Genomic DNA, 23,426 nt, shown 5'->3' with positions numbered 1-23,426 from the left:
AAGCTTTTTTTCTACGCTATTTTTGAACACTTACTTACTGTGATTGGTATAATTTAATTATTTACAGCTAATTTCATCCCAGAACCAATTCGATTGAACTGGGCTTTCCCATATACCTGGGCCATTTTTTGCAATGAAACACTTGCCATTATGTGTCACTTTATCGCCGTTGCTTACTTGGCTAATACCCGCTTCCCATTTGATAAAGACTGCAGGGTCGACGACAGGTGGCTCGGTAACCGGAGGCTCAACGGGGGTTGGTTCTACCGGAGCAGGATCGACAGGCGTTGGGTCTGTGACTACTGGCGGTGTTGGCTCACCAGCAACCAGTTCCCAAGGACCTCCATTCGCAGGATTATCCCCTTGAGTCCACCACTTAGCTTGATAAGTCGCGCCGTTGTGAGTCACTTGATCACCGGTGTTGTAAACCTTAGTTACGCTCCAAGCATTTCCCCCAGGAGCAGGGTCTACAGGATCGAGCTTATCGACCACTTTCACTTCAGGCCAACTTGCATGTGATCCATAAAAATTCGTCACACACTTTTCGTAATCTCCAGCCACCAACGCTGAATAAGCGGTTTGGAAACCCACAAGGTCACATTCAAAAGAGTAACCTTCTGGGCGATCCGCATAGTATTTCCAGTTGCCGTCCCAGTTGGTGTACAGCACATCAGTTGCACCATTCAAGTTCAAGCTTCCGTAAGGGGTTTGCTGCCAGCAAGTATTTTTCTCATCTACTTCTACAGGGATCTGATAATGTGCAGCTAACCCTTCCCAATAACGAATTCGGTTAACCGGTTGGCCTTTGTCTTTATTCTGCTCTCCGCACTCGATACCACCATTAATCACGTTGATTGTGGTACCAAATCCATAGCCAATTCCCGCATCTAATTCGCGTTGAGATGGCGTCCATGTTCGATCTATAACATGTAACATGGCTGGTTTCGGAGCTTGAGGCGTTAAGAAGAACCAAATAGCCGAAGCCAGATTCAGCCAAGAATCAGCGACTAAGGCCGGGTTATTAAGGAGAACCGTTGCGTCGCCATCAAACATGACTTCAGAAAACGCACCGTAGTTAAAATGATAAGAAAGTTGTTTAGCACCACGGCCAAAGTAGCCCTGCCCTGCGGCACATGGCCAGCGAGCATTCTGCCAGTCATTCTGACCACAACCTGTGGTGTAACCTTCTTGTCCTTCAGACCAGCCCATTTCACGTACATGTACGAGCGCTTGCTGCCATTCTTCTAGGGCTGATGGGTTATCAGAAGTGTTATCTATCGCGATGTGTCCGCCCGTCTCTTGAGCGAAATGAGCAAAAGCCGTGATGATGGATTTCTTACAGATGGCGTCGGAGTCGCGGCCATCTGTGTACTCTCCACAGAAGGCTGGGAATTTGCCAATCGCGCGTAAGAAGCGAGTATAAGTGTATTCTGGTGCTGCCATCTGAGTGAGGAAGTCCCACTCAGATTGAGGGAATACACGCTCTACGCGCTTTACGTTTTCGGGATTAGCAGCCGAGCCCGGCACAATGGCTTCAACGATTGTATTCGAGCGAGTCTGTAGTGCCTGAGACCAGATCGCATACATAGGATCGGATGTTTTTGCTTGCTCAGCCGCTTGCAGTGCAGACTTTTCAACAAGGTAGCCATTCGGGTTTTGTGGATCAGGTTGGATGTTCAAAGACGCGTAACTATGTGCTGCTAATGTGCAGCCAACGACTGTCGCCAAATATTTAATTTTTAGCATGATGGATTCTCTTATCTGTCCTTTATAAGACTAATCACTGTAAGTAAGTGATCGGAAATAACGCCTGAAAAAGGCTTGAGAACAAGGCGGAGCTTTCCGATAAGTAGCTATTCTACAATCAAAAATTCTAACACCAAGATCGAGCTTTTTAACAAGCTAGGGTGACCCGTTATTTACTACGATTGGTATAGGTCCATCAAAGAGTATGCGGCACATGTGAAATGGCCTAGTAGTTGCTGTATGAATTTATAAAAAGTGCGAGTGACATTTTTATGTATCGTTAAATACAACAAAGCGTCTCATTGTTTCTTGAGGTGATATCTAACTTCCAACGGATTTGGTTGCTCGTTGTAGATATAAATACTTAACCTCCTAAATAAAAAGAAAAAAGCCTCGAACAAAGTTCGAGGCTTAAGAGCTTAATCAACGCTGGTTAAATCTCTAAGAGATTATTCCCACTCGATAGTTGCTGGTGGCTTACCAGAAATATCGTAAACAACACGTGAGATGCCGTTAACTTCGTTGATAATACGGTTAGATACCTTACCCAGGAAGTCGTATGGTAGGTGTGCCCAGTGAGCAGTCATGAAGTCGATAGTTTCTACAGCACGTAGAGATACAACCCAATCGTACTTACGGCCATCGCCCATTACGCCAACTGAACGTACTGGTAGGAATACCGTGAATGCTTGAGATACTTTGTGGTAAAGGTCAGCAGCGTGAAGCTCTTCAATGAAGATAGCATCAGCACGACGCAGTAAATCACAGTACTCTTTCTTCACTTCGCCAAGTACACGAACACCTAGACCAGGACCTGGGAATGGGTGGCGATAAAGCATGTTGTATGGAAGACCAAGCTCTAGACCGATCTTACGTACTTCATCTTTAAACAGCTCACGTAGAGGCTCAACAAGGCCCATTTCCATATCATCAGGAAGGCCACCAACGTTGTGGTGAGATTTGATTACGTGTGCTTTACCAGTCTTAGATGCAGCAGACTCGATTACGTCTGGGTAGATAGTGCCCTGAGCAAGCCATTTAGCATTCTTCAGTTTCTTAGACTCTTCGTCGAAGATATCTACGAATACGTGACCGATGATCTTACGTTTCGCTTCTGGTTCAGCTTCGCCTTCCAGAGCGTCAAGGAAACGATCTTCCGCATCTACTTTGATGATGTTTAGGCCAAACTTGTTGCCAAACATCTCCATAACCTGCTCACCTTCGTTTAAACGAAGAAGGCCATTATCTACAAATACACATGTTAGTTTGTCGCCGATAGCGCGGTGAGCAAGCATTGCTACTACTGATGAATCAACACCACCAGAAAGACCAAGGATAACTTCGTCGTCACCTACTTGTTCTTTAATACGTGCAACTGCATCTTCAATGATAGACGCTGAAGTCCACAGACCTTCACAACCACACGCATTAAGAACGAAGTTCTCAAGCATTTTTAGGCCGTTTTTAGTGTGCGTTACTTCTGGGTGGAATTGAACACCGTAGTATTTCTTATCTTCGTTTGCCATTGCTGCGTATGGGCAAGTGTCTGTCTCTGCGATTTTTGTGAAATCAGCAGGGATTTCAACCACTTTGTCACCGTGGCTCATCCAAACGTCTTGAGTTGTCTCAAGGTCAGCGAAAAGTGCAGATTCACCCGTTACTTGTACCGCTGCGTAGCCGAACTCGCGCTCAGTAGACGTTGCTACTTTACCGCCAAGTTGCTCAGCCATAGTTTGCATGCCGTAGCAGATACCGAAGACAGGAACACCTGAATCAAATACGTACTGAGGTGCACGTGGAGAATTCTCTTCCGTTACACTTTCAGGGCCACCAGATAGGATAATGCCGTCTGGATTGAATTCACGAATATCCGCTTCTTCTACGTCCCAGCTCCAAAGTTCACAGTAAACACCGATCTCACGAATACGACGAGCTACTAGCTGCGTGTATTGAGAACCGAAGTCCAGAATTAGAATACGTTGGTCATGAATATTTTTAGTCATTGTAAGCAGTCTTATTGGCTATGTGATAAAACGGAGGCGAGTTTACTCACCTCTGATTAACTCTTCAAGAAATAAAGCAAACGTTTTCGTAGGTTATCTTTAACCTCGTGTTTTGATAAAATCAGACTTTCATCAAAACAGGCGGTAGATATAATACCAATCACAGTAAGTAAGTGTTCAGGAATAGCGTAGGAAAAAAGCTTGAGAACGAGGCAGAATTTTCTGATAAGTAGCTATTCTACAATCAAAAATTCTAACGAAGTTATCGAGGTTTTTAACAAGCTAGGATGATCAGTTATTTACTACGATTGGTATATTAATGTGCCGACTAAATCAGCACATTATTCAAACGTTTGGACGTATTATTAACCTAAACGGTAGTTAGGTGCTTCTTTCGTGATTTGAACATCGTGTACGTGAGATTCTTTCATGCCCGCACCAGAGATACGAACAAACTCAGCTTTAGTACGCATGTCTTCAACAGTTGCAGAACCCGTTAGGCCCATGCTTGAGCGTAGACCGCCCATCTGTTGGTGAACGATCTCTTTTAGACGACCTTTGTATGCGATACGACCTTCAATACCTTCTGGAACAAGCTTGTCTGCAGCGTTGTCAGATTGGAAGTAACGGTCAGAAGAACCTTGAGACATAGCGCCAAGAGAACCCATACCACGGTAAGACTTGTAAGAACGACCGTTGTAAAGGATAACTTCACCCGGTGCTTCTTCAGTACCAGCGAACATTGAACCAACCATCACACAAGATGCGCCAGCAACGATAGCTTTACAGATATCGCCAGAGAAGCGAATGCCGCCATCTGCGATTACTGGAATACCATATTCGTTAGCCACTTCAGCAGCGTCTGCGATTGCTGTTACTTGAGGAACACCAACACCAGTAACGATACGAGTCGTACAGATTGAACCCGGGCCGATACCTACTTTAACCGCACTAACACCTGCTTCGATAAGAGCACGAGCGCCAGCGCCAGTTGCTACGTTACCACCGATGATTTGTAGATCAGGGTATGCAGCGCGAGTTTCGCGGATACGGTTAAGTACGCCTTCAGAGTGACCGTGTGAAGAATCGATAAGTAGAACGTCTACGCCAGCTTCAACTAGGGCAGCAACGCGCTCTTCGTTACCAGCACCAGCGCCAACAGCTGCACCTACACGTAGGCTGCCGCGCTCATCTTTACAAGCATTTGGTTTACGTTCTGCTTTGTGGAAATCTTTTGCAGTGATCATTCCAGTAAGTTGGAAGTCATCATTTACAACAAGAACTTTTTCAACACGCGCTTCGTGCATTTTCTCTTGAACTTCTTCACGAGTTGCACCTTCTTTAACAGAAGCAAGGCGAGCTTTAGGCGTCATTACGACATCAACTTTCTTAGAAAGGTCAGTAACAAAGCGAACGTCACGGCCAGTAATAATACCAACAAGTTCGTTTGTTTCAGTAACAACAGGGAAACCGGCAAAACCGTGTTTTTGAGTAAGAGCTACAACATCAGCGATTGTCGCATCAGGGCTTACAGTAACAGGGTGAGAAACTACACCTGCTTCGTAAATTTTAACCTGGCGAACCATTTCAGCTTGTTGTTCAATAGACATGTTCTTATGAATGAAGCCTATTCCGCCTTCTTGTGCCAGTGCAATCGCTAGGCGAGCTTCTGTCACAGTATCCATCGATGCAGAGATCATTGGGATGTTTAGGGAAATATTCTTCGTCAACTGAGTGCGAAGATCAGCTGTATTAGGGAGAACGGTGGAGTGTGCTGGCACTAGCAGTACGTCGTCGAATGTCAGCGCTTCTTTGGCAATTCTTAGCATTTGCAATATCTCACAATAATAGGAGTAAAAAGAAACAATCCAATCTCATCGTTTCGCCTAATGAGGGCAGCCAATTAAGGAAAATCAAACTGCATTTGGATTAGATATTGCGGACGGATTATACGGCTAACGAAATCGCTTGGCTACACATTTTTATACTTTTAATTTGCATTTACCCCCTTGCTATGTATTATATTGCCGCTATCTTCCATACTCACGCCCAGTGATATTCTAAGAGAAAGACCTTCCTTCAAGGGTAGATAGCGCTTCTATGACCAATCCAAACATCTTTACTGTTTCTCGCCTCAATTCAGAGGTTCGTCTCCTATTAGAAAACGAAATGGGAATAGTCTGGCTCGTTGGTGAAATCTCTAATTTCTCTGCACCTGTCTCTGGTCACTGGTACCTCACGCTTAAAGACTCTCGCGCTCAAGTTAAGTGCGCTATGTTTCGTGGCAATAACCGTCGTGTGACTTTTAAGCCTAAAAACGGTAATCAAGTGCTAGTTAAAGCGCGTCTGTCTCTTTATGAGCCACGCGGTGATTATCAACTGATCATCGAAAGCATGCAGCCAGAAGGTGACGGCAAGCTTCAGCAAGAGTTTGAAAAACTTAAGATGAACTTGGCGGCGGAAGGTTTATTTGCTCAGTCCAATAAACAAATTCTTCCAGAACATCCTAAATGCGTTGGTGTCATCACCTCGAAAACCGGCGCTGCGTTGTTTGATATCCTTGATGTCCTGAAAAGACGCGATCCTTCACTGCCAGTTGTGGTTTACCCAACCATGGTTCAAGGTGAAGAGGCGGCAATTCAGATTGCTCAAGCGATTGGCCGTGCCAATGAACGCAATGAATGTGATGTGTTGATCGTGGGTCGTGGCGGCGGTTCATTAGAAGACCTATGGTGCTTCAATAACGAGATCGTAGCTCGCACAATCGCAGCAAGCCAAATTCCGATCATCAGTGCAGTTGGCCACGAAGTTGATGTCACTATCGCCGATTTCGTCGCAGATATGCGTGCTCCAACACCATCAGCCGCCGCTGAATTGGTTAGCCGTGATAACAGTCATAAAGAGCAAGCTTATGCGTCTAAACGTGCTCGTTTAGTGAGTGCGATTCGTCATGTACTAATCAAACAAGCGCAATCAACTCAAACGTTGAAATACCGCTTAGAGAAACAACACCCGAGCTACCAACTGCAAAAGCAGAGTCAACAGCTTGATGACCTAGATATGCGTTTGCGTCGTGGTATGACTCTGTATCTAAAACAGCATGTTCAGCGTGTTGAACGCAAACAACATCAGCTTCAGCTTAACTCACCAGTAAAACGCCTTGGTGAACAGAAACTGCATCTACAACGTTCAGAGCAAAAGCTATTGGATGCGATGGACAAGACATTACTGACTACTCGCCACCAGCTAGCTATGGCCGCCGAGAAGTTAGAAACCGTCAGCCCATTGGCAACCCTAAAGCGTGGCTACAGCATTACCCATTCAGCATCGAGTAATACCGTGTCATCAATTAACGACGTCGAAGTAGGTGAAGTGATCACCACCCAAGTTGAAGACGGTGTGATTGAATCGCAAGTGACAACAAGAGTGACTAAGAGCGAGCTTTAAGTTCGACTAGAGTGTTAAAAGTCATTTAAAACCAGAAAGCCCTATCGATAATCGACAGGGCTTTTTTGTATCTAACAAGAGCACTAAGTAAAAGAGTTATTCCGCAGATTGGAACTCGAATATAACTCTCGATTTAGATTTAAGCTCGTTACAGTCACCGTTACAAAAATAGCTGGCAGCACCACAAGCTTGAAGCTTCTCTAACTGGCTGTTGCACTCTGGGCAGAGCCCTACTTTGGTAAAGTGAGCCTGACAACTTTCACAGTGATACTTGCCATCCCAAGCTAGCTCTGACTGGCACTTAGGGCAGATATTTTCACTCATTAGCATTTCCTAATTCACTACTATTTTTACAATCTACTACTGCTGAGACTTAGCTTGCTTGATTTGGTACATGTTCTTATCAGCTTGTGCGATCAACTGATCTAACCCTTGAGGATCTTTCTCACAAGAAAGCCCAACACTCACAGAGAACTGCACATCATTGATATAAAGCGCTTGTTGTAATGTTTTCTCTAAACCGTGGTAGAAGCTAACTACGCTTTCTTGATCGTCAAAACAAGAGAACACCACAAACTCATCGCCCCCATAGCGCCCTATCTTGGCACAGGCAGTAGTTGCCTCATCCAGCACTTTTGCAACGGCTAACAACACATCATCACCAAAGCTGTGGCCAAACGTATCGTTTATTGACTTAAATTTATCGACATCAACAAATAGGCACGCCATCACTTTTTCAGTAAAACAGTGGTTAGTTAACACCTGCTCGGCTTCTCTCAGCAATGCTCGGCGGTTCAAACTATGTGTTAGGGAGTCTCGATTGGCAAAAAAGTTGAGTTGATTCTCTAACTCATACTTCTCTAGCGCGACTGAATACAGAGAAGCCAATAACTCTAAGATCTCAAGTTCAAACTCATGAGGTTCAGAGATGTACTGACTGTAAATTGCGAAGGTACCTAATACGTGACCATGTGAAGAGATGATTGGCACTGACCAACAGGCATGAAGATTAGCCTGATTGGTTAAGGCTAAGAAAGGAGTCCAATTCGGGTGTGTATTAATATTGGAGACCATGACAGCTTTCTTAAGTGCCGCCGCTTCGCCACAAGAACCAATTCCGGCACCAACCCCCACCCCTTCTATCTGCTGGTTATAAAAATCAGGCAAGTTTGGAGCATATTCTAAATGTAATGTATTCGATTCGGGGTTTAACAATAAAATAGAGGCCATCCTTTGACCAAAAATCTGCTCTGTGAGTTGAATGATCTTGCGATTTAATTCTTTGCGATCCAACCCAAGGGCAAGCCTTCGAAGCAAACTGTTTACTGCTCGGTGACCTTCTAATAAAAATTGTTGTTTCATTCACTAAAGCTTTCAATTATATGGTGGGAACAGCTTGTTCTTATGCAAGCCTGTATACTGGTCAATATTAACACACTAAATTACCACAACACACCACCGAAGATCACAGGTTGATCTTTTGCTTTATCTACTTTGATCAGCGATCTACCCCAAAAAGAATATTTATATCACCACACACCGAAAGCATAAGTTACATATGCTGCATTTCAATTCCATGCAGCACATTAAGCCAAAAGGCAGTAAGTAAAACCAAAAACCCAGAACAATCTATTTTCGATCTTTAGTTGAGATCATCGAGATACACACGTCTGCATTTCGATATGTTGGTCGTCTAATTGGGTTAACTTAACCGACAATGCCTTAAGTTCTGAAGTATTGTCGATGTGAGTACCACCACACGGAATAGACACTAAAGTAACGTCATCTAGCTGCCATTCCCAGTAGCGAGAGTCTGTTAACGCCTCACCTTCTAGTCTCATCGTTACAAGAGTCGATTCAGCAAGCCAGCCTGCAATCATCTGGTTGATGTCGGCCTCAATGCCATCAAGGTTCGTTAGCATGTCAGCAACGTTCAGACCGCGTTTCTTCAAGGTTTTACCTAAACGATACTTATCGGTACACAACTCTGGAGTCACAAAGCTAGTCACCTGTGCGTAGCTATTGAAGTCATAGCTGCCGAGTGGATCTTTTCTGTCTGCATCTTTACGCCAGTAACTCTCAGCCAATACTTTATTCAAGGCTAAGAAAGCAATGTGTCCGGCACTATGACCGCGGCTCAAACTGGCTTGGTGCTCTTTATCAACCGACAACTCAACTTCATCACCAATGTTAATCATAGAAGCTGATACAGGTAGTTGGTGGACAACCACAAACGCCCACCCTTCCGTATCACGCTTAACAGGGATATCTGCTGCAATATAAAGATTGCCAGTAGATTGTTCTATTGCACCAACAAGGCAATCTTCAACAATATACTGTTCACCACCTACGCTGACAAAACCTCGGTCTGCTGGGTGATCGGGCCAAATATGACTCACTGGGTGGAAAGGTGTCACGTCAGTGATCAAGTAAGTTTTGCTGTCGTCGTATTCAACGTACACCGCTTTTGCATTGAGCAGCCAAATTTGATGACAAAATTGAGTGATGGTTGGTGTGACGACTATTGTTGGTTTCATGGATGTCTCAGGTGTATTCAAATCTCTAGTGGCCATATCATTCTTCTTTTGGAATCTAGTCTGATTCGTTAAGCCATAGCGATACGAAAACATATTGTTATGGCTTAACGTGAATTTTACAAAAAAAAATACCCGAGACAGGCTCGGGTATCAATTCTATTGGAAAGGTTTACTTACGACCTTTAACCATGCTCATCATACGCTTACGTTTACGTTCTTGAGAAATTGTCAGCTTATTAGTCTTAGCTTCAAATGGGTTCTCGCTGTTCTGGAATTGAATGCGAATAGGTGTACCCATAATTTCTAGTGAACGACGGTAGTAGTTCATCAAGAATCGTTTGTATGAATCTGGCAAGTTACGTACTTGGTTACCGTGGATAACGATAATCGGTGGGTTGTAGCCACCAGCGTGCGCGTATTTCAGTTTCACACGACGGCCACGAACCATAGGCGGTTGGTGATCATCAGTCGCCATTTTCATGATACGAGTTAGTACAGAAGTACCTACACGAGTCGTTGCTGACTTGTAAGCTTCTTGAACTGACTCAAACAAGTGACCAACACCTGTACCGTGAAGTGCAGAGATAAAGTGAATACGTGCGAAGTCAACGAAACCTAAACGACGGTCTAGTTCTTTCTTAACACGATCTTTAACGTCGTTATCTAGGCCATCCCACTTGTTTACTGCAATAACAATTGAGCGACCAGCGTTCAATGCAAAGCCTAATAAGCTTAGATCTTGATCTGAGATGTTCTCGCGAGCATCGATAAGCAGTAATACAACGTTAGCATCTTCAATCGCTTTCAGTGTTTTAACCACTGAGAACTTCTCAACTGTTTCGTTGATATTTTTACGACGACGAACACCTGCAGTATCAATCAGAACATATTCACGCTCATCACGCTGCATCGGAATGTAGATAGAGTCACGAGTGGTACCTGGCATATCGTAAACAACAACACGTTCTTCACCAAGAATACGGTTAGTTAGCGTTGATTTACCTACGTTAGGACGACCAATGATCGCTAGCTTAATCGGTTGATCTTGAAGGCGCTTGAATTCTTCTTCCGCTTCTTCTTCAGTAAAATCAACTTGCTCTTCTTCTTCGTCTTCAAATTCAGTTAAATCGCTTACTTCGCCATTCTCAGCTTTTAACGCTTCTGCGAACGGGTTAAGAGCAAGATCAATCAACGCTGTTACACCACGACCGTGCGCTGCAGCGATTTGGTACATGTCTTCTACGCCTAGTTGCCAGAAATCAGCACTTGCAGCGTCAGGGTCGATACCATCAACCTTGTTTACTACTAGCATTGAAGGCTTTTCTAATTGACGAAGGTGCTTAGCAATAGCCACGTCTGAAGGTGTTAGACCCGCACGGCCATCTACCATAAATAGAACGACATCAGCTTCATCAATCGCCGCTAGCGACTGTTCAGCCATTTTAGTTTCAACACCTTCTTCGGTACCATCGATACCACCAGTGTCAATAACAATAAAGTCATGCTCGCTAAAATGAGCATGACCGTATTTACGGTCACGCGTTAAGCCAGGGAAATCCGCAACCAATGCATCACGAGTTCGAGTCAATCGGTTAAATAACGTAGATTTACCTACGTTCGGACGCCCTACTAGAGCAACAACAGGTACCATAACAACCTCTACAATTTCTTCTCTAAATGTAGTTATAGGTAAGCACTTGATCGCAAGTTTAAACTCTTACCTATAACCACACGGTCTATTAATTTATAACAACAAAACGGCTCCTAGCTGTTACCAACCAGGAGCCGACTGTGAATTATATCACGCTTTTATTGGCTAATCGTTAGTTTCTTTACATCGCCATTGCGAGTCGTCACTAAGTAGCCTTCAGGCATTTCAATTGGCGCAACCGCAAAGCCGCTATCATCGACCAACTGTTGAGCAACAAACTCACCCGATGAACGATCTAACCAGTGCAGATAACCTTCAGTATCACCAACAACTACATACCCATTAATAATAGCAGGTGCTGTTAGTAAGCGGTTTTCTAACAATGGAGTGCTCCAAAGTTCAGTACCACTACGCGCATCAACCGCAACCACATGGTCTTTGTCAGTCACAACGAATAAACGGCTACCATCACTTGCTAAATCAATCGCTGACGAGTAGTTGCGTTTCCAAACGGGCTTACCAGAACGAAGATCGATAGCTATCAGCTGACCATTGATACCTACGGTATACAGGGTTCCGCCAAGAACAACCGGTGATGCATCAACATCAACCAAACGATCAATTTCCGTTGCGCCTTTTGGCGTCCCTACTGGCTGTTGCCAAATAAGCTGACCACGATCAACGATAGCTGCGGCTAAACGACCATTTGCCGTACCCCAGAATACACCACCAGAAACAGTAACAGGCGAGCTATCGCCACGAAGTGTTAGGCTTGGTACTTCGGTACTGATGGTCCATTTTTGCTCACCGCTTTCTTGATCTAACGCGGTCAACATGCCACGACTGGTATGAACAATAACCATGTTGCTTTCAGTCGCAGGAGATGCAAGCACCTCACCATTCACTGATACACGCCACAGCTCTTCACCGGTTGATTCATCCAGCGCAATCACTTCGCCATTTTCAGAACCAACAAATACCTTGCCGTAAGCTGCCGTTAAGCCACCCGATAAACGAGCCAGTACTTCTTTCTCAAGATCGACTTTCCAAAGCTCTTTACCTGTTTCAGGGGCAAGCGCTTTAACCATACCTTCACGGCTTGCAACAAATACTTTGTCGTAAGCCAATTCTGGCGTTAGTTTTGAAAAGTAGTGACCAACACCATCACCAACCGACGTAGACCATTCCTGGCTAGGTGTGAACTCGCTGTTTACCGTTGGTACTGGCGCCATGATTACGGTGTCTTCTTCACTTGCACAGCCCGCTAGCAGGCCAAGAGCAATCGCACACAACGCCGCTTTTGGAAACATCTTCTTCATTCAAAGCGCCTTATTTAGCTAGGTCGTCAAGTTTGATTTGAAGCGTTTGGCTCGCATCAGCAGCTTGTTGAGCTTCAGAGTAAGCACTGTAAGCTGCATCTGTGTCGCCTTTACGAAGTGAGATATCACCACGTAGTTCTGCAACACGGCCTTTCCAAGATTCGTCAGTCATCGCTTCAAGATCAGTCAATGCTGCGTCAAATTCACCTTGCTCAGCTTTGATACGAGCAACACGGTAAGTAAGTAGTGGCGCTAATGCTGCGTCCTTAGTTGCCGATTTTGCCCATTCAAGTTGTTCAAGTGCTGCTGTAAGGTCACCAGCTTGAACTTGCGCTTTTGCTAATTGCATAGCAGCAAGAACAGAGTATTCAGCGTCTTTATTTGCATCGATGAAAGCTTGAATATCAGATTGAGCATCAACGCCTTTAGCATCTAGAGCTGAAATTACAGAGGTATAGCTTTCTGAAGCAGCTTCACGCGCTTCAACGACTGAATCTTGGTAATAGCGCCAACCAAATAGGCCTCCTAAACCAATAACCGCACCAAAGATTACGGCCTTACCGTTCTCTTTCCACCAATCTTTAATGGCTTCAACTTGTTGCTCTTCGCTATCGTAAAGTTCCACTTCCTGTCCTCTTTAATTCTTTAAACGCCAGCATAGTGCTGACGTTAATATTCATTATGAGCGTTTGCTCAATGGCTTAGATTAACGCAGCAACTTTCTCTGCAACTTCCGTTTGAGACACGGTTTGTTGCTCGCCACCAACCAAATCTTTTAGCACAACTGTATTGTCAGCAACTTCGTTCTCACCAAGTACTAGCGCTACAACAGCACCTACTTTATCAGCTCGTTTGAATTGCTTCTTGAAGTTACCACCACCGAAGTGGCTCATCACACGTACGCCTTCAACGTTATCGCGTAATTGATTCGCTAACTGCATGCCCGCGATCATAGTACCTTCGCCAGCAGCAACCATGTATACGTCAACGCTACGGCGAACTTCTGTAAGCTCTAGCGTTTCCATCATAAGAACTAGACGCTCTAGGCCCATAGCGAAGCCAACCGCATTGGTTGCTTTGCCGCCTAGTTGTTCAACAAGACCATCGTAACGGCCACCGCCACATACTGTACCTTGAGCCCCAAGGCTGTCAGTGATCCACTCAAATACGGTACGGTTGTAGTAATCTAGACCACGCACTAGACGCTCATTAACTTGGTATTCGATACCAACAGCGTCAAGAAGTTCACACAAACCAGCAAAATGTTGCTTCGATTCTTCACCTAAATATTCAGATAGTCGAGGTGCGTCACCTAAGATAGCTTGAACATCCGGGTTCTTAGTATCAAGTACGCGTAGAGGGTTGGTGTGCATACGACGTTTACAGTCTTCATCTAGCACATCAATGTGTTGCTCAAGGAAAGCCACTAACGCAGTGCGGTAGCTTACGCGATCTTCTTGAGAACCAATTGAGTTCAGCTCTAAGCGAACGTGTTTATCGATGCCTAGCTCACGCCATAGACGTGCTGTCATCATAATAAGTTCAGCGTCTACGTCTGGACCGTCTAGACCAAACACTTCAACACCACATTGGTGGAATTGACGGTAACGACCTTTTTGAGGGCGCTCATGACGGAACATTGGCCCCATGTACCATAGGCGCTGTTCATCACGGTTGATAAGGCTGTTTTGAATACATGAACGTACACAACCTGCTGTACCTTCTGGACGCAGCGTTAGGCTGTCACCATTACGGTCATCAAAGGTGTACATCTCTTTAGAAACAACATCAGTCTCTTCACCAACCGCACGGCTAAATAGGTTCGTCTCTTCAACGATAGGCATACGTACTTCGTTGTAACCGTATGCGCTCACCACACTTTTAACTGCGCTTTCTACTTTCTGCCACAATGGTGATTGAGTTGGAAGGCAGTCGTTCATGCCTCGAATTGCTTGGATATTTTTAGCCACAGTATTTATTCCATAATTTCTCACGACCAGGTGTTAATGCGAATAGACAATCACACCCCATCGCGTTGTATTAATCTTCTAAGTTTTCTACATCAATGCGATTTGCTTTATCAAGCACTGACGCTTTTGCACGAATCTTAGCTTCAAGTTTGTCGACAAGATCATCGTTGTCGAAGCGCTCTTTCTGACGCTTACCGTCTTCGTAGAAAGCACTCTTACGTGCACTACCGGCTAAGCCTAAGTGAGACACTTCAGCTTCACCAGGGCCGTTAACCACACAGCCAATGATAGATACATCCATTGGAGTAATCACATCTTCTAGGCGCTGTTCAAGGGCATTAACTGTGTTAATAACATCGAACTCTTGACGAGAACAGCTCGGGCATGCGATGAAGTTGATGCCACGCGAGCGAATGCGCAAAGATTTAAGAATATCAAAGCCAACCTTGATCTCTTCAACAGGATCAGCCGCTAGCGAGATACGCAGCGTATCGCCGATACCTTCAGAAAGAAGCATACCTAAACCTACCGCTGATTTCACAGAACCCGCACGCGCACCACCCGCTTCGGTAATACCAAGGTGCAAAGGTTGATCAATCTGCTTAGCCAGCAAACGGTAAGAACCGACGGCTAGGAATACATCAGAAGCCTTAACGCTGACTTTAAATTGATCAAAGTTCAAACGGTCTAGGATGTCTACGTGACGCATTGCAGATTCAACCAGAGCTTCCGCTGTAGGCTCTGTGTATTTCTCTTGGATCTCTTTCTCAAGAGAACCACCGTTAACACCAATACGAATCGGAATATTCATATCGCGTGCGCAATCAACAACTGAGCGGATACGGCTTTCGTTACCGATGTTACCTGGGTTGATACGCAGACAGTCAACGCCGTATTCCGCCACTTTAAGTGCGATACGGTAGTCGAAGTGAATATCAGCAACCAAAGGAACAGAGACCTGCTGCTTGATTAGCTTAAAGGCTTCAGCTGCATCCATAGTCGGTACAGATACGCGAACGATATCAGCGCCAACTTTTTCCAGAGCTCTAATTTGAGCAACGGTCGCGGCTACGTCTGTTGTTCTTGTGTTAGTCATGGATTGCACAGCAATTGGTGCACCATCACCGATCGGCACATCACCCACATAAATACGGGTTGATTTGCGACGAATAATAGGAGATTCGTGTTGCATATTAACTCTAAGGTAAGGTTATTCTAGCTACTTTGCCTGAAGTATACCCAGAAAGGTCGACAGGTTCACTTGCAAATGTCATCGATACGCCTTCTGGCGCACCTAGAATCACTTTATATGGCGCAGTTCCTGATAGATTTAACGACTGACCTGCTTTTTTGATGCCAGTCGACAAGGTTTTGCCCGAAGCATCTTTCACTTGGATCCAGCAATCAGCAGAGAACTGCATCAGTAGCTCGTTAATCACAGCTTCAGGTGCAGTGCTTGCTTTAACAGCTTCTGCATTAGCAGCAACTTCAGCAGTTGGCTCTGTCTCTGTTGATTGCTGTGCAGTAGTTTCGTCAGTTGGAGTAACTGCATCAGAAGTATCTTCCGCATCGCTTATCGCAGCAAGGTCATCTGTACCTTCAGCAACAGAAGTACCGGCTTCGTTTTGTTCAGCTTCAATCACTTCTAAAGAGGTAAATTCAGGGGCAAGTGATTCTTCTACAGCTAGCTTTTCTGAGCTTTCAGTATTCGCTAAAGATTGAGATAGGGTGTCTTGTTGTTGGTTCTGCCACCACCACAGTGAGGAGATACCCGCAATTACCGCAAAAATGCTCCAAGTAAGGAGCATAATACGACTGTTGTGCTTCTCGGTTTTGGTCTTACGAGAAAAGCTCAACATTTCTTGTTCTTGATGTTGAGCGTCACCAGCATGATGGAGTGCACTCAATACGACCTTTTCGTCAAGATTTATGTATTTCGCGTATGAACGAATGTAGCCACGCATAAAGGTGGCAACTTGATCTGACTCGAATTGGTTTTCTTCAATTTGTTGGATCAGCGTAACGCGCAGCTTTAAACGATCAGAAATCTGCTTTTGTGTTAAACCAAGAGATTCTCGTTTATTTTTAAGCAGCGTTCCCGCTTCGATTTCTGGAGCGACAGTTTCTTTTGTTTGTGTTTCGTGTTCTGTGTTCATAGAGTGTGAACTTCTAAAGTAATATCGCAGGTCGACGAGAGCGTTTTTTATTGTCGTTTAAGCTCAATCTAACAACCCACTTGTGTGGAATTTTTCCTGTGACCCAGTTCATCAACCCTTAAAGTAGAAAACCACACACTCTTGGTGAGCGACTTTCTCAGGAAGCTAGTTTATCAAGTAGCCAACCTAAATAGACACATTGATGATTATCGGGTAACAAGCGAGCACTTAAATTAATTTAAGATTATTTAATCATAAGCTAATGCCATTGCAAGGCAAAAACACTTTCGACAAAATTTACCGTTAGCTCATGGTTTTGTCCAAAATTTAACGAAAAATGTAAGAAAGCGTGGGAAAAAATCCAATTCTTGGAAATTCACCTTCCAGAAAAGCAACAAGCCAGAAGGATTCCTTCTGGCTTGTTTAAGTTCAAATTACGTTTATACCGCTTTTACTTCAATCACACCACCGGCAATCAAGTTCGCTTCTGAGGCTTCTTTGATCATTTTGGTACGTTTGGTTCTGTCAATAACATCACCGACTAACTGACCACATGCGGCATCAATATCATCACCACGAGTTTTACGAACCGTTACTGTGTAGTTGTATTCCATCAGCGTTTTTTGGAAGCGGTCAATACGAGAATTGCTTGGCTTCTTATATGGCGAACCTGGGTAAGGGTTGAATGGAATCAAGTTGATCTTACATGGCGTATCTTTCATTAGTTCTGCAAGTTCACGTGCGTGGTCCATATCATCATTCACATGATCCAATAGAACGTACTCAACCGTTACTTTACCGCGGTTAGCATTTGAAGAAGCAATGTAGCGACGAACCGATGCTAGGAAATCTTGGATATCCCAACGGTCGTTGATTGGCATGATTTGGCTACGTAGTGCATCGTTTGGTGCGTGTAGAGAAATCGCCAGAGCTACATCGATGTTGTCTGTCATCTGATCAAGACCAGAAACAACACCAGATGTTGATACTGTTACACGACGCTTAGACAGTGAGAAGCCGAGATCATCAAGCATCAACTCTAATGATGGAATCAGGTTCTTCATGTTAAGCAGAGGCTCACCCATCCCCATCATTACGACGTTAGTAATTGGACGACGACCCGTTTCTTTCTCTAAACCGATTTCACGTGCAGCACGCCAAATTTGACCAACGATCTCTGAAACTTTCAGGTTACGGTTGAAGCCTTGTTGAGCGGTAGAGCAGAATTTACATTCAAGCGCACAGCCTACTTGCGAAGATACACATAGCGTCGCACGGTCACCATCTGGGATATATACCGTTTCAACGTCTTGGTCACCAACGCTCATAGCCCATTTAATAGTGCCATCCGCAGAGTGCTGAGCTTCAGAAACGATAGGTGCAACAATCTCACAGCGATGCAGCAGTTTCTCGCGTAATTTTTTGTTGATGTTGTTCATTTGTTCGAAGTCATCGACACCGAAGTGATAAATCCACTTCATCACTTGCTCTGCTCGAAACGCTTTCTCATTCAGTTCTTCTGTGAAAAATTTACGAAGACCTTTACGATCAAAATCGAGTAGATTGACTTTAGCTGTGGTCATGATGCCTCTCAATGACGGAACAATAATTAAGGGCGCGAATTGTACAGCCTTTAGGCAACTTCAACAAGCACTGTAAAACCTTGTGTTTATTAAGACATTCAAACTTAAGTGATTAAAATTCACACAGTCAAACTTACCTGCTTAAGTTTGACCAATTCAAAGCGATATTCCCGATTACGCTCCTCCGTCGCTTTCGGGAGTGACGAGCTTTAACCACCGAATACTCGCGCCTTCTCCGATCTCCTGCTAACGCCGCTCGTTATCTTCGCAGCCTTACGACTAACGCGACTTGTTCGTCTATTCCTGAACCGAGAAACGAAGTATCTGGAATCTCCGACAACACACTCAGATTCCCAACCGCGTTCCTTGTAGATTTCAGGAGTAACGCTTGAATCCATCAGAAATGAAAAAGGCCTCACCGAAGTGAAGCCTTTATTGATACTTGCTGTTGTCTGCTTATTCAGCTGGGCGCGGGCAAATTTCAGATTCTGGGAAGAAAAATTCGATTTCGCGAGCTGCAGACTCTGGGCTGTCGCTGCCGTGTACTGAGTTGTAACGCATGCTGATAGCGTAGTCAGCACGGATAGTGCCGCATGCCGCTTCCTCTGGATTAGTTTTACCCATTAGTTCACGGTAACGAGCAATCGCGTTTTCGCCTTCAAGTACTTGAACCATGATAGGACCAGAAGTCATGAACTCTTTAAGTGGTCCAAAGAACTCTTTACCTTCATGTTCTGCGTAGAAGCCACTTGCTTGCGCTTCTGTAAGAGAAACCATTTTAGCGGCAATAATCTGTAGGCCAGCTTTTTCAATGCGGTGGTAGATTTCACCGACAAGGTTACGCTTAACTGCATCCGGCTTAACAATTGAGAACGTTCTTTCTAGAGCCATAGGGATTCCTTCACTTTATTTTTTTGTTATTAAATACTGAAATTACTAAGATCATTCGATCTGAGTTTATGAATAAGCGGTATCGAAATACCGCTCACTCTTATTATTATTTTGCTTGGTCGATAAGAAGACGCGCCAGTGTACGAACACCCATACCGGTTGCGCCTGCCGCCCACTTATCACTTGATGACTTACGGTAAGTACCCGCGCAATCCATGTGAATCCAACCTTTTTTGTAGTCATCTACAAAGTAAGACAGGAACGCAGCAGCGGTACTTGCACCCGGAGTATAATCACCAGAGCTGATGTTTGAAAGATCAGCAAAGTTTGAAGGCAACATACCACGGTGGAAATCAGCAAGAGGCAATGGCCATAGACCTTCTTTCTCTTGGTTCGCAGCCGTTAGGGCTTGATGAGACAACTCATCATCAAAGCTCAATAATGCGTGGTAGTCGTTACCTAATGCATTTTTAGCCGCGCCTGTTAGCGTTGCACAGTCGATGATCAACTCTGGATTCTGAGCACTTGCGAACATCAGGCCATCAGCTAGAACTAAACGACCTTCCGCATCGGTATTCATGATCTCGACCGTCTTACCATTTTTGTAAGTAATGATATCGCCAAGCTTCAATGCACGACCAGAGATCATGTTCTCTGCACAACATAAGATAAGCTTAATGCGCTTGTTCAGGCCGCGTTCAATCGCTAGACCTAAACCACCGGTAATAGTCGCTGCACCACCCATGTCAGCCTTCATTGCAGTCATGAATTGACCTGGCTTGATGCTGTAACCGCCTGAGTCGAAAGTGATACCTTTACCCACAAGACAAGCAAACACGGGTGCGTTTTCATCGCCAGTTGGGTTGAAGTCCAGTTGAAGCATTGCTGAAGTACGTTCAGAGCCGCGGCCTACCGCGTAGATGCCTTCCCAACCTTCAGTTAGGAGATCTTTGTCTTTAACGATTTTCGCTTTAACAGTGCCTGCAGGTGCAACTGACTTGATGTATTCAGCTGCCATTGTCGCTAATTGACGAGGGGCAACTTCTTCAGCCGTTTTGTTGATGATGTCACGAGTCCAATCTGTCGCGCGGATACGTGCTTCTAATTCAACTTGATCAGCTTCAGCTAGAGCATCCCACTCCAATGCATTCTTTTTCTTTGGTCCACGGTAGCCTTGGTAAAAAGCCCAAACACTTTCTAGATCCCAGCCTTTACCGCTAAGTGCAACCAATGCGATACCTTGTCCGTCAAGCGTACGACCCGCACGTTGAACCGCGCCTAGATCGTGGCCTTCACCAATGTGAATTGTCGCTCCCGCTTCTGAGAACGATAAAATAGCTCTTGCTCCCCACTGAGGCTGGGCAGCTTCTTGACTTAAAAATACTGACATCTGTGTAGACATGATTTCTCCTTGTCATGAACCACTTTGAGTATGTGATTCTGATTGTTTTTTATTAGCGCACTGATGTTAGCATTATGTAGGAGGAAAATGTCATTTTGATAAAAAAACGGACCATAAGGTCCGCTTTTTTTAGTAAGAATTGTTAACTTGGCTGCGTTTTATATTGGACTGATACCAACCCACGACCAAGTGATTAGACAAGAGGATTAATCCATCTCATCCATCCAGCACAATATAATAGCCTCTAGAATTTTCTCATTCGAGTGATTCGGCTCATCATCAAAATCTTCAAGATCTAACACCCATTGATGCAAGTCCGTAAAACGTACGGTTTTAGGATCAGTATCAGGGTATAAATCACATAGCTCAATCGCAATATCTCGCGAATCAATCCATTTCAAACTCATAACACTTCCTTATCTTTATCAGCGACGATTTGTCATCTTAATGATTTATATTTTATGCCAGTTTCACTAACACGTTTAGTCGAGCTGAGTTCTTAGTGCTCCTCAGAAGCTAAGTTCAGTGTGTACTTTGGAATCTCAACAACAAGGTCAGTATCAGCGACTTTAGCTTGGCAACCAAGACGAGATTCCATTTCCAGACCCCATGCTTTATCAAGCATATCGTCTTCTAGGTCATCACTTTCTTCTAATGAGTCGAAACCTTCACGAATCACGACGTGACATGTAGTACATGCACACGACTTCTCACATGCGTGTTCAATACCAATACCGGCCTTCAATGCAACATCAAGAACCGTCTCACCAGTTTTTGCTTCTAAAACAGCGCCTTCTGGACATAGATCTTCGTGAGGTAAAACAATAATCTTTGGCATGTTTATCTATTCTCTAACTATTAAATATTATCGACTGACTGACCTGACAGTGCAGCTCGAATTGATTTATCCATACGACGAGAAGCAAAGTCTTGGCTCGCTTTGTCGGTATTCTTAATTTCTAGTTCGATGGCATCAGCACTTTCGCCATTGCGCACTTCAATCAGTGCCTCAATAGCTTGCAGAAGGTGCTGCTTTTCTTGCTCATCAAGCAGCTCATCGCCATCAGCTTGCATTGCTGCAATAAGGCCTTCGATAACACGATCTGCTTCTACACGTTGTTCAGCTAGAGCACGCGCTTGCATGTCTTCTTTAGCAAACGTCATCGAATCTTTCAGCATATTCGCCACTTCATTATCGCTTAGACCGTAAGACGGTTTAACCTGAATTTCAGCTTGAACACCCGTACTCTTCTCCATAGCAGTAACCGATAGCAGGCCATCAGCATCCACTTGGTAAGTCACACGAATATGCGCCGCACCAGCAGCCATTGGTGGAATGCCTTTTAGAGCAAAACGAGCCAATGAACGACAATCATCAACCATCTCTCGTTCACCTTGTACGGTGTGTACTGTCATTGCAGTTTGACCGTCTTTGAACGTGGTAAATTCTTGTGCGCGAGCAACAGGGATCGTGGTATTGCGTGGAATGATCTTTTCTACCAAGCCGCCCATGGTTTCGATACCTAGGGAAAGAGGAATTACGTCCAGCAGTAACATTTCAGAGTCTGGCTTGTTGCCGACTAAGATATCCGCTTGAATCGATGCACCAATCGCAACCACTTCATCAGGGTTAATGCTGGTTAATGGCGTACGGCCAAAGAAATCACCCACCATTTCACGTACAAGTAATGTGCGAGTTGAACCGCCGACCATTACCACTTCTAGAACTTCGTCCGCGTCAACTTCCGCATCTTTCAGTGCTCGACGGCACGAAAGTAGCGTTTTCTTAACCAGCGGCTTGATGATGTCTTCAAACTCTTCACGAGTTAATGAACCAGACCAACCTAGTACTTCAACCTCAACGCTTTCCGCTTCAGATAAGCCAATCTTCGCTTCTGTTGCGGCGTCGAGAAGAATACGATTCTGTTCTGCAGTTAGCTCTGATAAGCCCATTTGTTCTTGGAAATGATCCGCAACTAAATGGTCAAAGTCGTCGCCGCCTAATGCAGAGTCACCGCCTGTTGCTAAAACTTCGAAGACACCTTTAGATAGGCGTAGGATAGAGATATCAAACGTACCACCACCTAAGTCATAAACAGCAATTACTCCTTCTTTACCTGAATCCAAGCCGTAAGCAATCGCAGCTGCCGTGGGTTCATTAAGAAGACGTAACACGTGAAGACCAGCCAGTTGCGCCGCGTCTTTCGTACCAGCACGCTGTGCATCATCAAAGTAAGCCGGGACAGTAATCACGGCACCGGATAATTCACCGCCTAACGTAGACTCAGCACGTTGGCCAAGCGCTCGTAGAATATCAGCAGAAACCTGGATTGGGTTTTTGTTGCCTTGCTCTGTGCTAATCACAGGCAAACCATTATCACTTTCTTCAAACTGATATGGCAGAGACGGGTATCGCTGTTGAATATCCGACAGTGAGCGACCGATTAATCGCTTAACTGAGATAATGGTATTTTTAGGGTCAGTCTGCGCGTTAGCACGAGCTTCATCGCCAGTCGTATAAGATTCCGACTGGTAGTAAACAACTGAAGGTAAAATGCTTCGACCTTGTTGATCAACGAGTGTGCTCGCCTCGCCACTGCGTACTGCAGCAACCAACGAGTTTGTTGTACCTAAATCAATACCCACAGCAAGCTTATGCTGGTGAGGAGCGGCGCTTTGCCCTGGTTCTGCAATCTGAAGTAGTGCCATGGAGGTGTCCTT

Annotated in this window: 19 protein-coding genes; 1 reads left to right on the top strand and 18 read right to left on the bottom strand. The window is 44.7% G+C overall.

Translation table 11 applies throughout. The features are described 5' to 3' along the window. Nucleotides 1-57: 57 nt before the first annotated feature. The 3 genes from Q5H80_RS02825 to guaB all read right to left on the bottom strand — a co-directional run bounded on the left by Q5H80_RS02825 (nucleotide 58) and on the right by guaB (nucleotide 5,578). A complete protein-coding gene (locus tag Q5H80_RS02825) occupies nucleotides 58-1,746 on the bottom strand; it encodes a chitinase (protein ID WP_304568558.1) in 1,689 nt (562 codons plus the stop codon). Nucleotides 1,747-2,195: 449 nt separating this feature from the next. Continuing rightward, a complete protein-coding gene (gene guaA / locus Q5H80_RS02820; RefSeq protein WP_248384737.1) occupies nucleotides 2,196-3,749 on the bottom strand; it encodes a glutamine-hydrolyzing GMP synthase in 1,554 nt (517 codons plus the stop codon). Between the two features lie 365 nt (nucleotides 3,750-4,114). Further along, nucleotides 4,115-5,578 carry an IMP dehydrogenase gene (gene guaB, locus Q5H80_RS02815; protein WP_017062496.1) on the bottom strand — a complete coding sequence of 488 codons (1,464 nt, stop codon included), beginning with the start codon at nucleotides 5,576-5,578 and terminating at the stop codon, nucleotides 4,115-4,117. 271 nt (nucleotides 5,579-5,849) lie between these two features. On the opposite strand from guaB, the gene xseA reads away from it, so the two are divergent. Further along, nucleotides 5,850-7,196, top strand: coding sequence for an exodeoxyribonuclease VII large subunit (xseA, locus tag Q5H80_RS02810; protein ID WP_304568538.1), 1,347 nt, complete (start codon nucleotides 5,850-5,852; stop codon nucleotides 7,194-7,196). Between the two features lie 96 nt (nucleotides 7,197-7,292). On the opposite strand, the gene Q5H80_RS02805 is transcribed toward xseA, so the two are convergent. From Q5H80_RS02805 to hscA, 15 genes are all read right to left on the bottom strand, one after another. After that, nucleotides 7,293-7,520, bottom strand: a complete 228-nt coding sequence (locus tag Q5H80_RS02805; RefSeq protein WP_304568536.1) for a zinc ribbon domain-containing protein — start codon at nucleotides 7,518-7,520, stop codon at nucleotides 7,293-7,295. Nucleotides 7,521-7,556: 36 nt separating this feature from the next. After that, the gene (locus tag Q5H80_RS02800) at nucleotides 7,557-8,558 is read right to left on the bottom strand and encodes a sensor domain-containing diguanylate cyclase (protein WP_304568535.1); all 1,002 of its coding nucleotides are present in this window, start codon (nucleotides 8,556-8,558) and stop codon (nucleotides 7,557-7,559) included. Between the two features lie 290 nt (nucleotides 8,559-8,848). Next, nucleotides 8,849-9,769: an alanyl-tRNA editing protein gene (locus Q5H80_RS02795; RefSeq protein WP_304568534.1), complete on the bottom strand. Its 921-nt coding sequence runs from the start codon at nucleotides 9,767-9,769 to the stop codon at nucleotides 8,849-8,851. Nucleotides 9,770-9,902: 133 nt separating this feature from the next. Beyond that, nucleotides 9,903-11,384 (bottom strand): ribosome biogenesis GTPase Der, encoded by a 1,482-nt coding sequence (gene der, locus Q5H80_RS02790; RefSeq protein WP_010440555.1) that lies wholly within the window; start codon nucleotides 11,382-11,384, stop codon nucleotides 9,903-9,905. A gap of 158 nt (nucleotides 11,385-11,542) precedes the next feature. Beyond that, nucleotides 11,543-12,703, bottom strand: coding sequence for an outer membrane protein assembly factor BamB (gene bamB, locus Q5H80_RS02785; RefSeq protein WP_304568532.1), 1,161 nt, complete (start codon nucleotides 12,701-12,703; stop codon nucleotides 11,543-11,545). Nucleotides 12,704-12,713: 10 nt separating this feature from the next. Continuing rightward, nucleotides 12,714-13,328 (bottom strand): YfgM family protein, encoded by a 615-nt coding sequence (locus Q5H80_RS02780; protein WP_102559524.1) that lies wholly within the window; start codon nucleotides 13,326-13,328, stop codon nucleotides 12,714-12,716. Nucleotides 13,329-13,404: 76 nt separating this feature from the next. Then, entirely contained in the window at nucleotides 13,405-14,673 is a 1,269-nt protein-coding gene (hisS, locus tag Q5H80_RS02775) for a histidine--tRNA ligase (protein WP_304568531.1), read from the bottom strand. 70 nt (nucleotides 14,674-14,743) lie between these two features. After that, nucleotides 14,744-15,865 carry a flavodoxin-dependent (E)-4-hydroxy-3-methylbut-2-enyl-diphosphate synthase gene (gene ispG, locus Q5H80_RS02770; protein ID WP_304568530.1) on the bottom strand — a complete coding sequence of 374 codons (1,122 nt, stop codon included), beginning with the start codon at nucleotides 15,863-15,865 and terminating at the stop codon, nucleotides 14,744-14,746. Between the two features lie 7 nt (nucleotides 15,866-15,872). Further along, nucleotides 15,873-16,829 (bottom strand): cytoskeleton protein RodZ, encoded by a 957-nt coding sequence (gene rodZ / locus Q5H80_RS02765; protein WP_304568527.1) that lies wholly within the window; start codon nucleotides 16,827-16,829, stop codon nucleotides 15,873-15,875. Between the two features lie 440 nt (nucleotides 16,830-17,269). Beyond that, nucleotides 17,270-18,412, bottom strand: coding sequence for a bifunctional tRNA (adenosine(37)-C2)-methyltransferase TrmG/ribosomal RNA large subunit methyltransferase RlmN (locus Q5H80_RS02760; RefSeq protein ID WP_304568524.1), 1,143 nt, complete (start codon nucleotides 18,410-18,412; stop codon nucleotides 17,270-17,272). Between the two features lie 456 nt (nucleotides 18,413-18,868). Next, entirely contained in the window at nucleotides 18,869-19,303 is a 435-nt protein-coding gene (ndk, locus tag Q5H80_RS02755) for a nucleoside-diphosphate kinase (protein ID WP_004735101.1), read from the bottom strand. 106 nt (nucleotides 19,304-19,409) lie between these two features. After that, on the bottom strand, nucleotides 19,410-20,705 hold the full coding sequence (gene pepB / locus Q5H80_RS02750) for an aminopeptidase PepB (protein WP_009848290.1): 1,296 nt from the start codon (nucleotides 20,703-20,705) through the stop codon (nucleotides 19,410-19,412). 206 nt (nucleotides 20,706-20,911) lie between these two features. Then, nucleotides 20,912-21,112 (bottom strand): Fe-S cluster assembly protein IscX, encoded by a 201-nt coding sequence (gene iscX / locus Q5H80_RS02745; protein WP_004735099.1) that lies wholly within the window; start codon nucleotides 21,110-21,112, stop codon nucleotides 20,912-20,914. Between the two features lie 92 nt (nucleotides 21,113-21,204). Then, nucleotides 21,205-21,543 carry an ISC system 2Fe-2S type ferredoxin gene (gene fdx, locus Q5H80_RS02740; protein WP_004735098.1) on the bottom strand — a complete coding sequence of 113 codons (339 nt, stop codon included), beginning with the start codon at nucleotides 21,541-21,543 and terminating at the stop codon, nucleotides 21,205-21,207. A 20-nt stretch (nucleotides 21,544-21,563) separates the two neighbouring features. Next, the gene (hscA, locus tag Q5H80_RS02735) at nucleotides 21,564-23,414 is read right to left on the bottom strand and encodes a Fe-S protein assembly chaperone HscA (protein ID WP_304568521.1); all 1,851 of its coding nucleotides are present in this window, start codon (nucleotides 23,412-23,414) and stop codon (nucleotides 21,564-21,566) included. Nucleotides 23,415-23,426: the final 12 nt, after the last annotated feature.

Source organism: Vibrio sp. SNU_ST1 (assembly GCF_030563405.1).
Classification (GTDB): Bacteria; Pseudomonadota; Gammaproteobacteria; order Enterobacterales; family Vibrionaceae; genus Vibrio.
The sequence above is the reverse complement of the archived record's forward strand: the minus strand, read 5'-3'. Positions and strand labels throughout refer to the sequence as shown.

What these genes read in the sequence shown, in the direction of transcription:
- rodZ (WP_304568527.1), bottom strand. Translation starts at nt 16,829, where the DNA reads ATGAACACAGAACACGAAACACAAACAAAAGAAACTGTCGCTCCAGAA.
- guaA (WP_248384737.1), bottom strand. Translation starts at nt 3,749, where the DNA reads ATGACTAAAAATATTCATGACCAACGTATTCTAATTCTGGACTTCGGT.
- hscA (WP_304568521.1), bottom strand. Translation starts at nt 23,414, where the DNA reads ATGGCACTACTTCAGATTGCAGAACCAGGGCAAAGCGCCGCTCCTCAC.
- Q5H80_RS02805 (WP_304568536.1), bottom strand. Translation starts at nt 7,520, where the DNA reads ATGAGTGAAAATATCTGCCCTAAGTGCCAGTCAGAGCTAGCTTGGGAT.
- fdx (WP_004735098.1), bottom strand. Translation starts at nt 21,543, where the DNA reads ATGCCAAAGATTATTGTTTTACCTCACGAAGATCTATGTCCAGAAGGC.
- bamB (WP_304568532.1), bottom strand. Translation starts at nt 12,703, where the DNA reads ATGAAGAAGATGTTTCCAAAAGCGGCGTTGTGTGCGATTGCTCTTGGC.
- pepB (WP_009848290.1), bottom strand. Translation starts at nt 20,705, where the DNA reads ATGTCTACACAGATGTCAGTATTTTTAAGTCAAGAAGCTGCCCAGCCT.
- guaB (WP_017062496.1), bottom strand. Translation starts at nt 5,578, where the DNA reads ATGCTAAGAATTGCCAAAGAAGCGCTGACATTCGACGACGTACTGCTA.
- iscX (WP_004735099.1), bottom strand. Translation starts at nt 21,112, where the DNA reads ATGAGTTTGAAATGGATTGATTCGCGAGATATTGCGATTGAGCTATGT.
- Q5H80_RS02795 (WP_304568534.1), bottom strand. Translation starts at nt 9,769, where the DNA reads ATGGCCACTAGAGATTTGAATACACCTGAGACATCCATGAAACCAACA.
- der (WP_010440555.1), bottom strand. Translation starts at nt 11,384, where the DNA reads ATGGTACCTGTTGTTGCTCTAGTAGGGCGTCCGAACGTAGGTAAATCT.
- Q5H80_RS02800 (WP_304568535.1), bottom strand. Translation starts at nt 8,558, where the DNA reads ATGAAACAACAATTTTTATTAGAAGGTCACCGAGCAGTAAACAGTTTG.
- ispG (WP_304568530.1), bottom strand. Translation starts at nt 15,865, where the DNA reads ATGCAACACGAATCTCCTATTATTCGTCGCAAATCAACCCGTATTTAT.
- xseA (WP_304568538.1), top strand. Translation starts at nt 5,850, where the DNA reads ATGACCAATCCAAACATCTTTACTGTTTCTCGCCTCAATTCAGAGGTT.
- Q5H80_RS02825 (WP_304568558.1), bottom strand. Translation starts at nt 1,746, where the DNA reads ATGCTAAAAATTAAATATTTGGCGACAGTCGTTGGCTGCACATTAGCA.
- Q5H80_RS02760 (WP_304568524.1), bottom strand. Translation starts at nt 18,412, where the DNA reads ATGACCACAGCTAAAGTCAATCTACTCGATTTTGATCGTAAAGGTCTT.
- ndk (WP_004735101.1), bottom strand. Translation starts at nt 19,303, where the DNA reads ATGGCTCTAGAAAGAACGTTCTCAATTGTTAAGCCGGATGCAGTTAAG.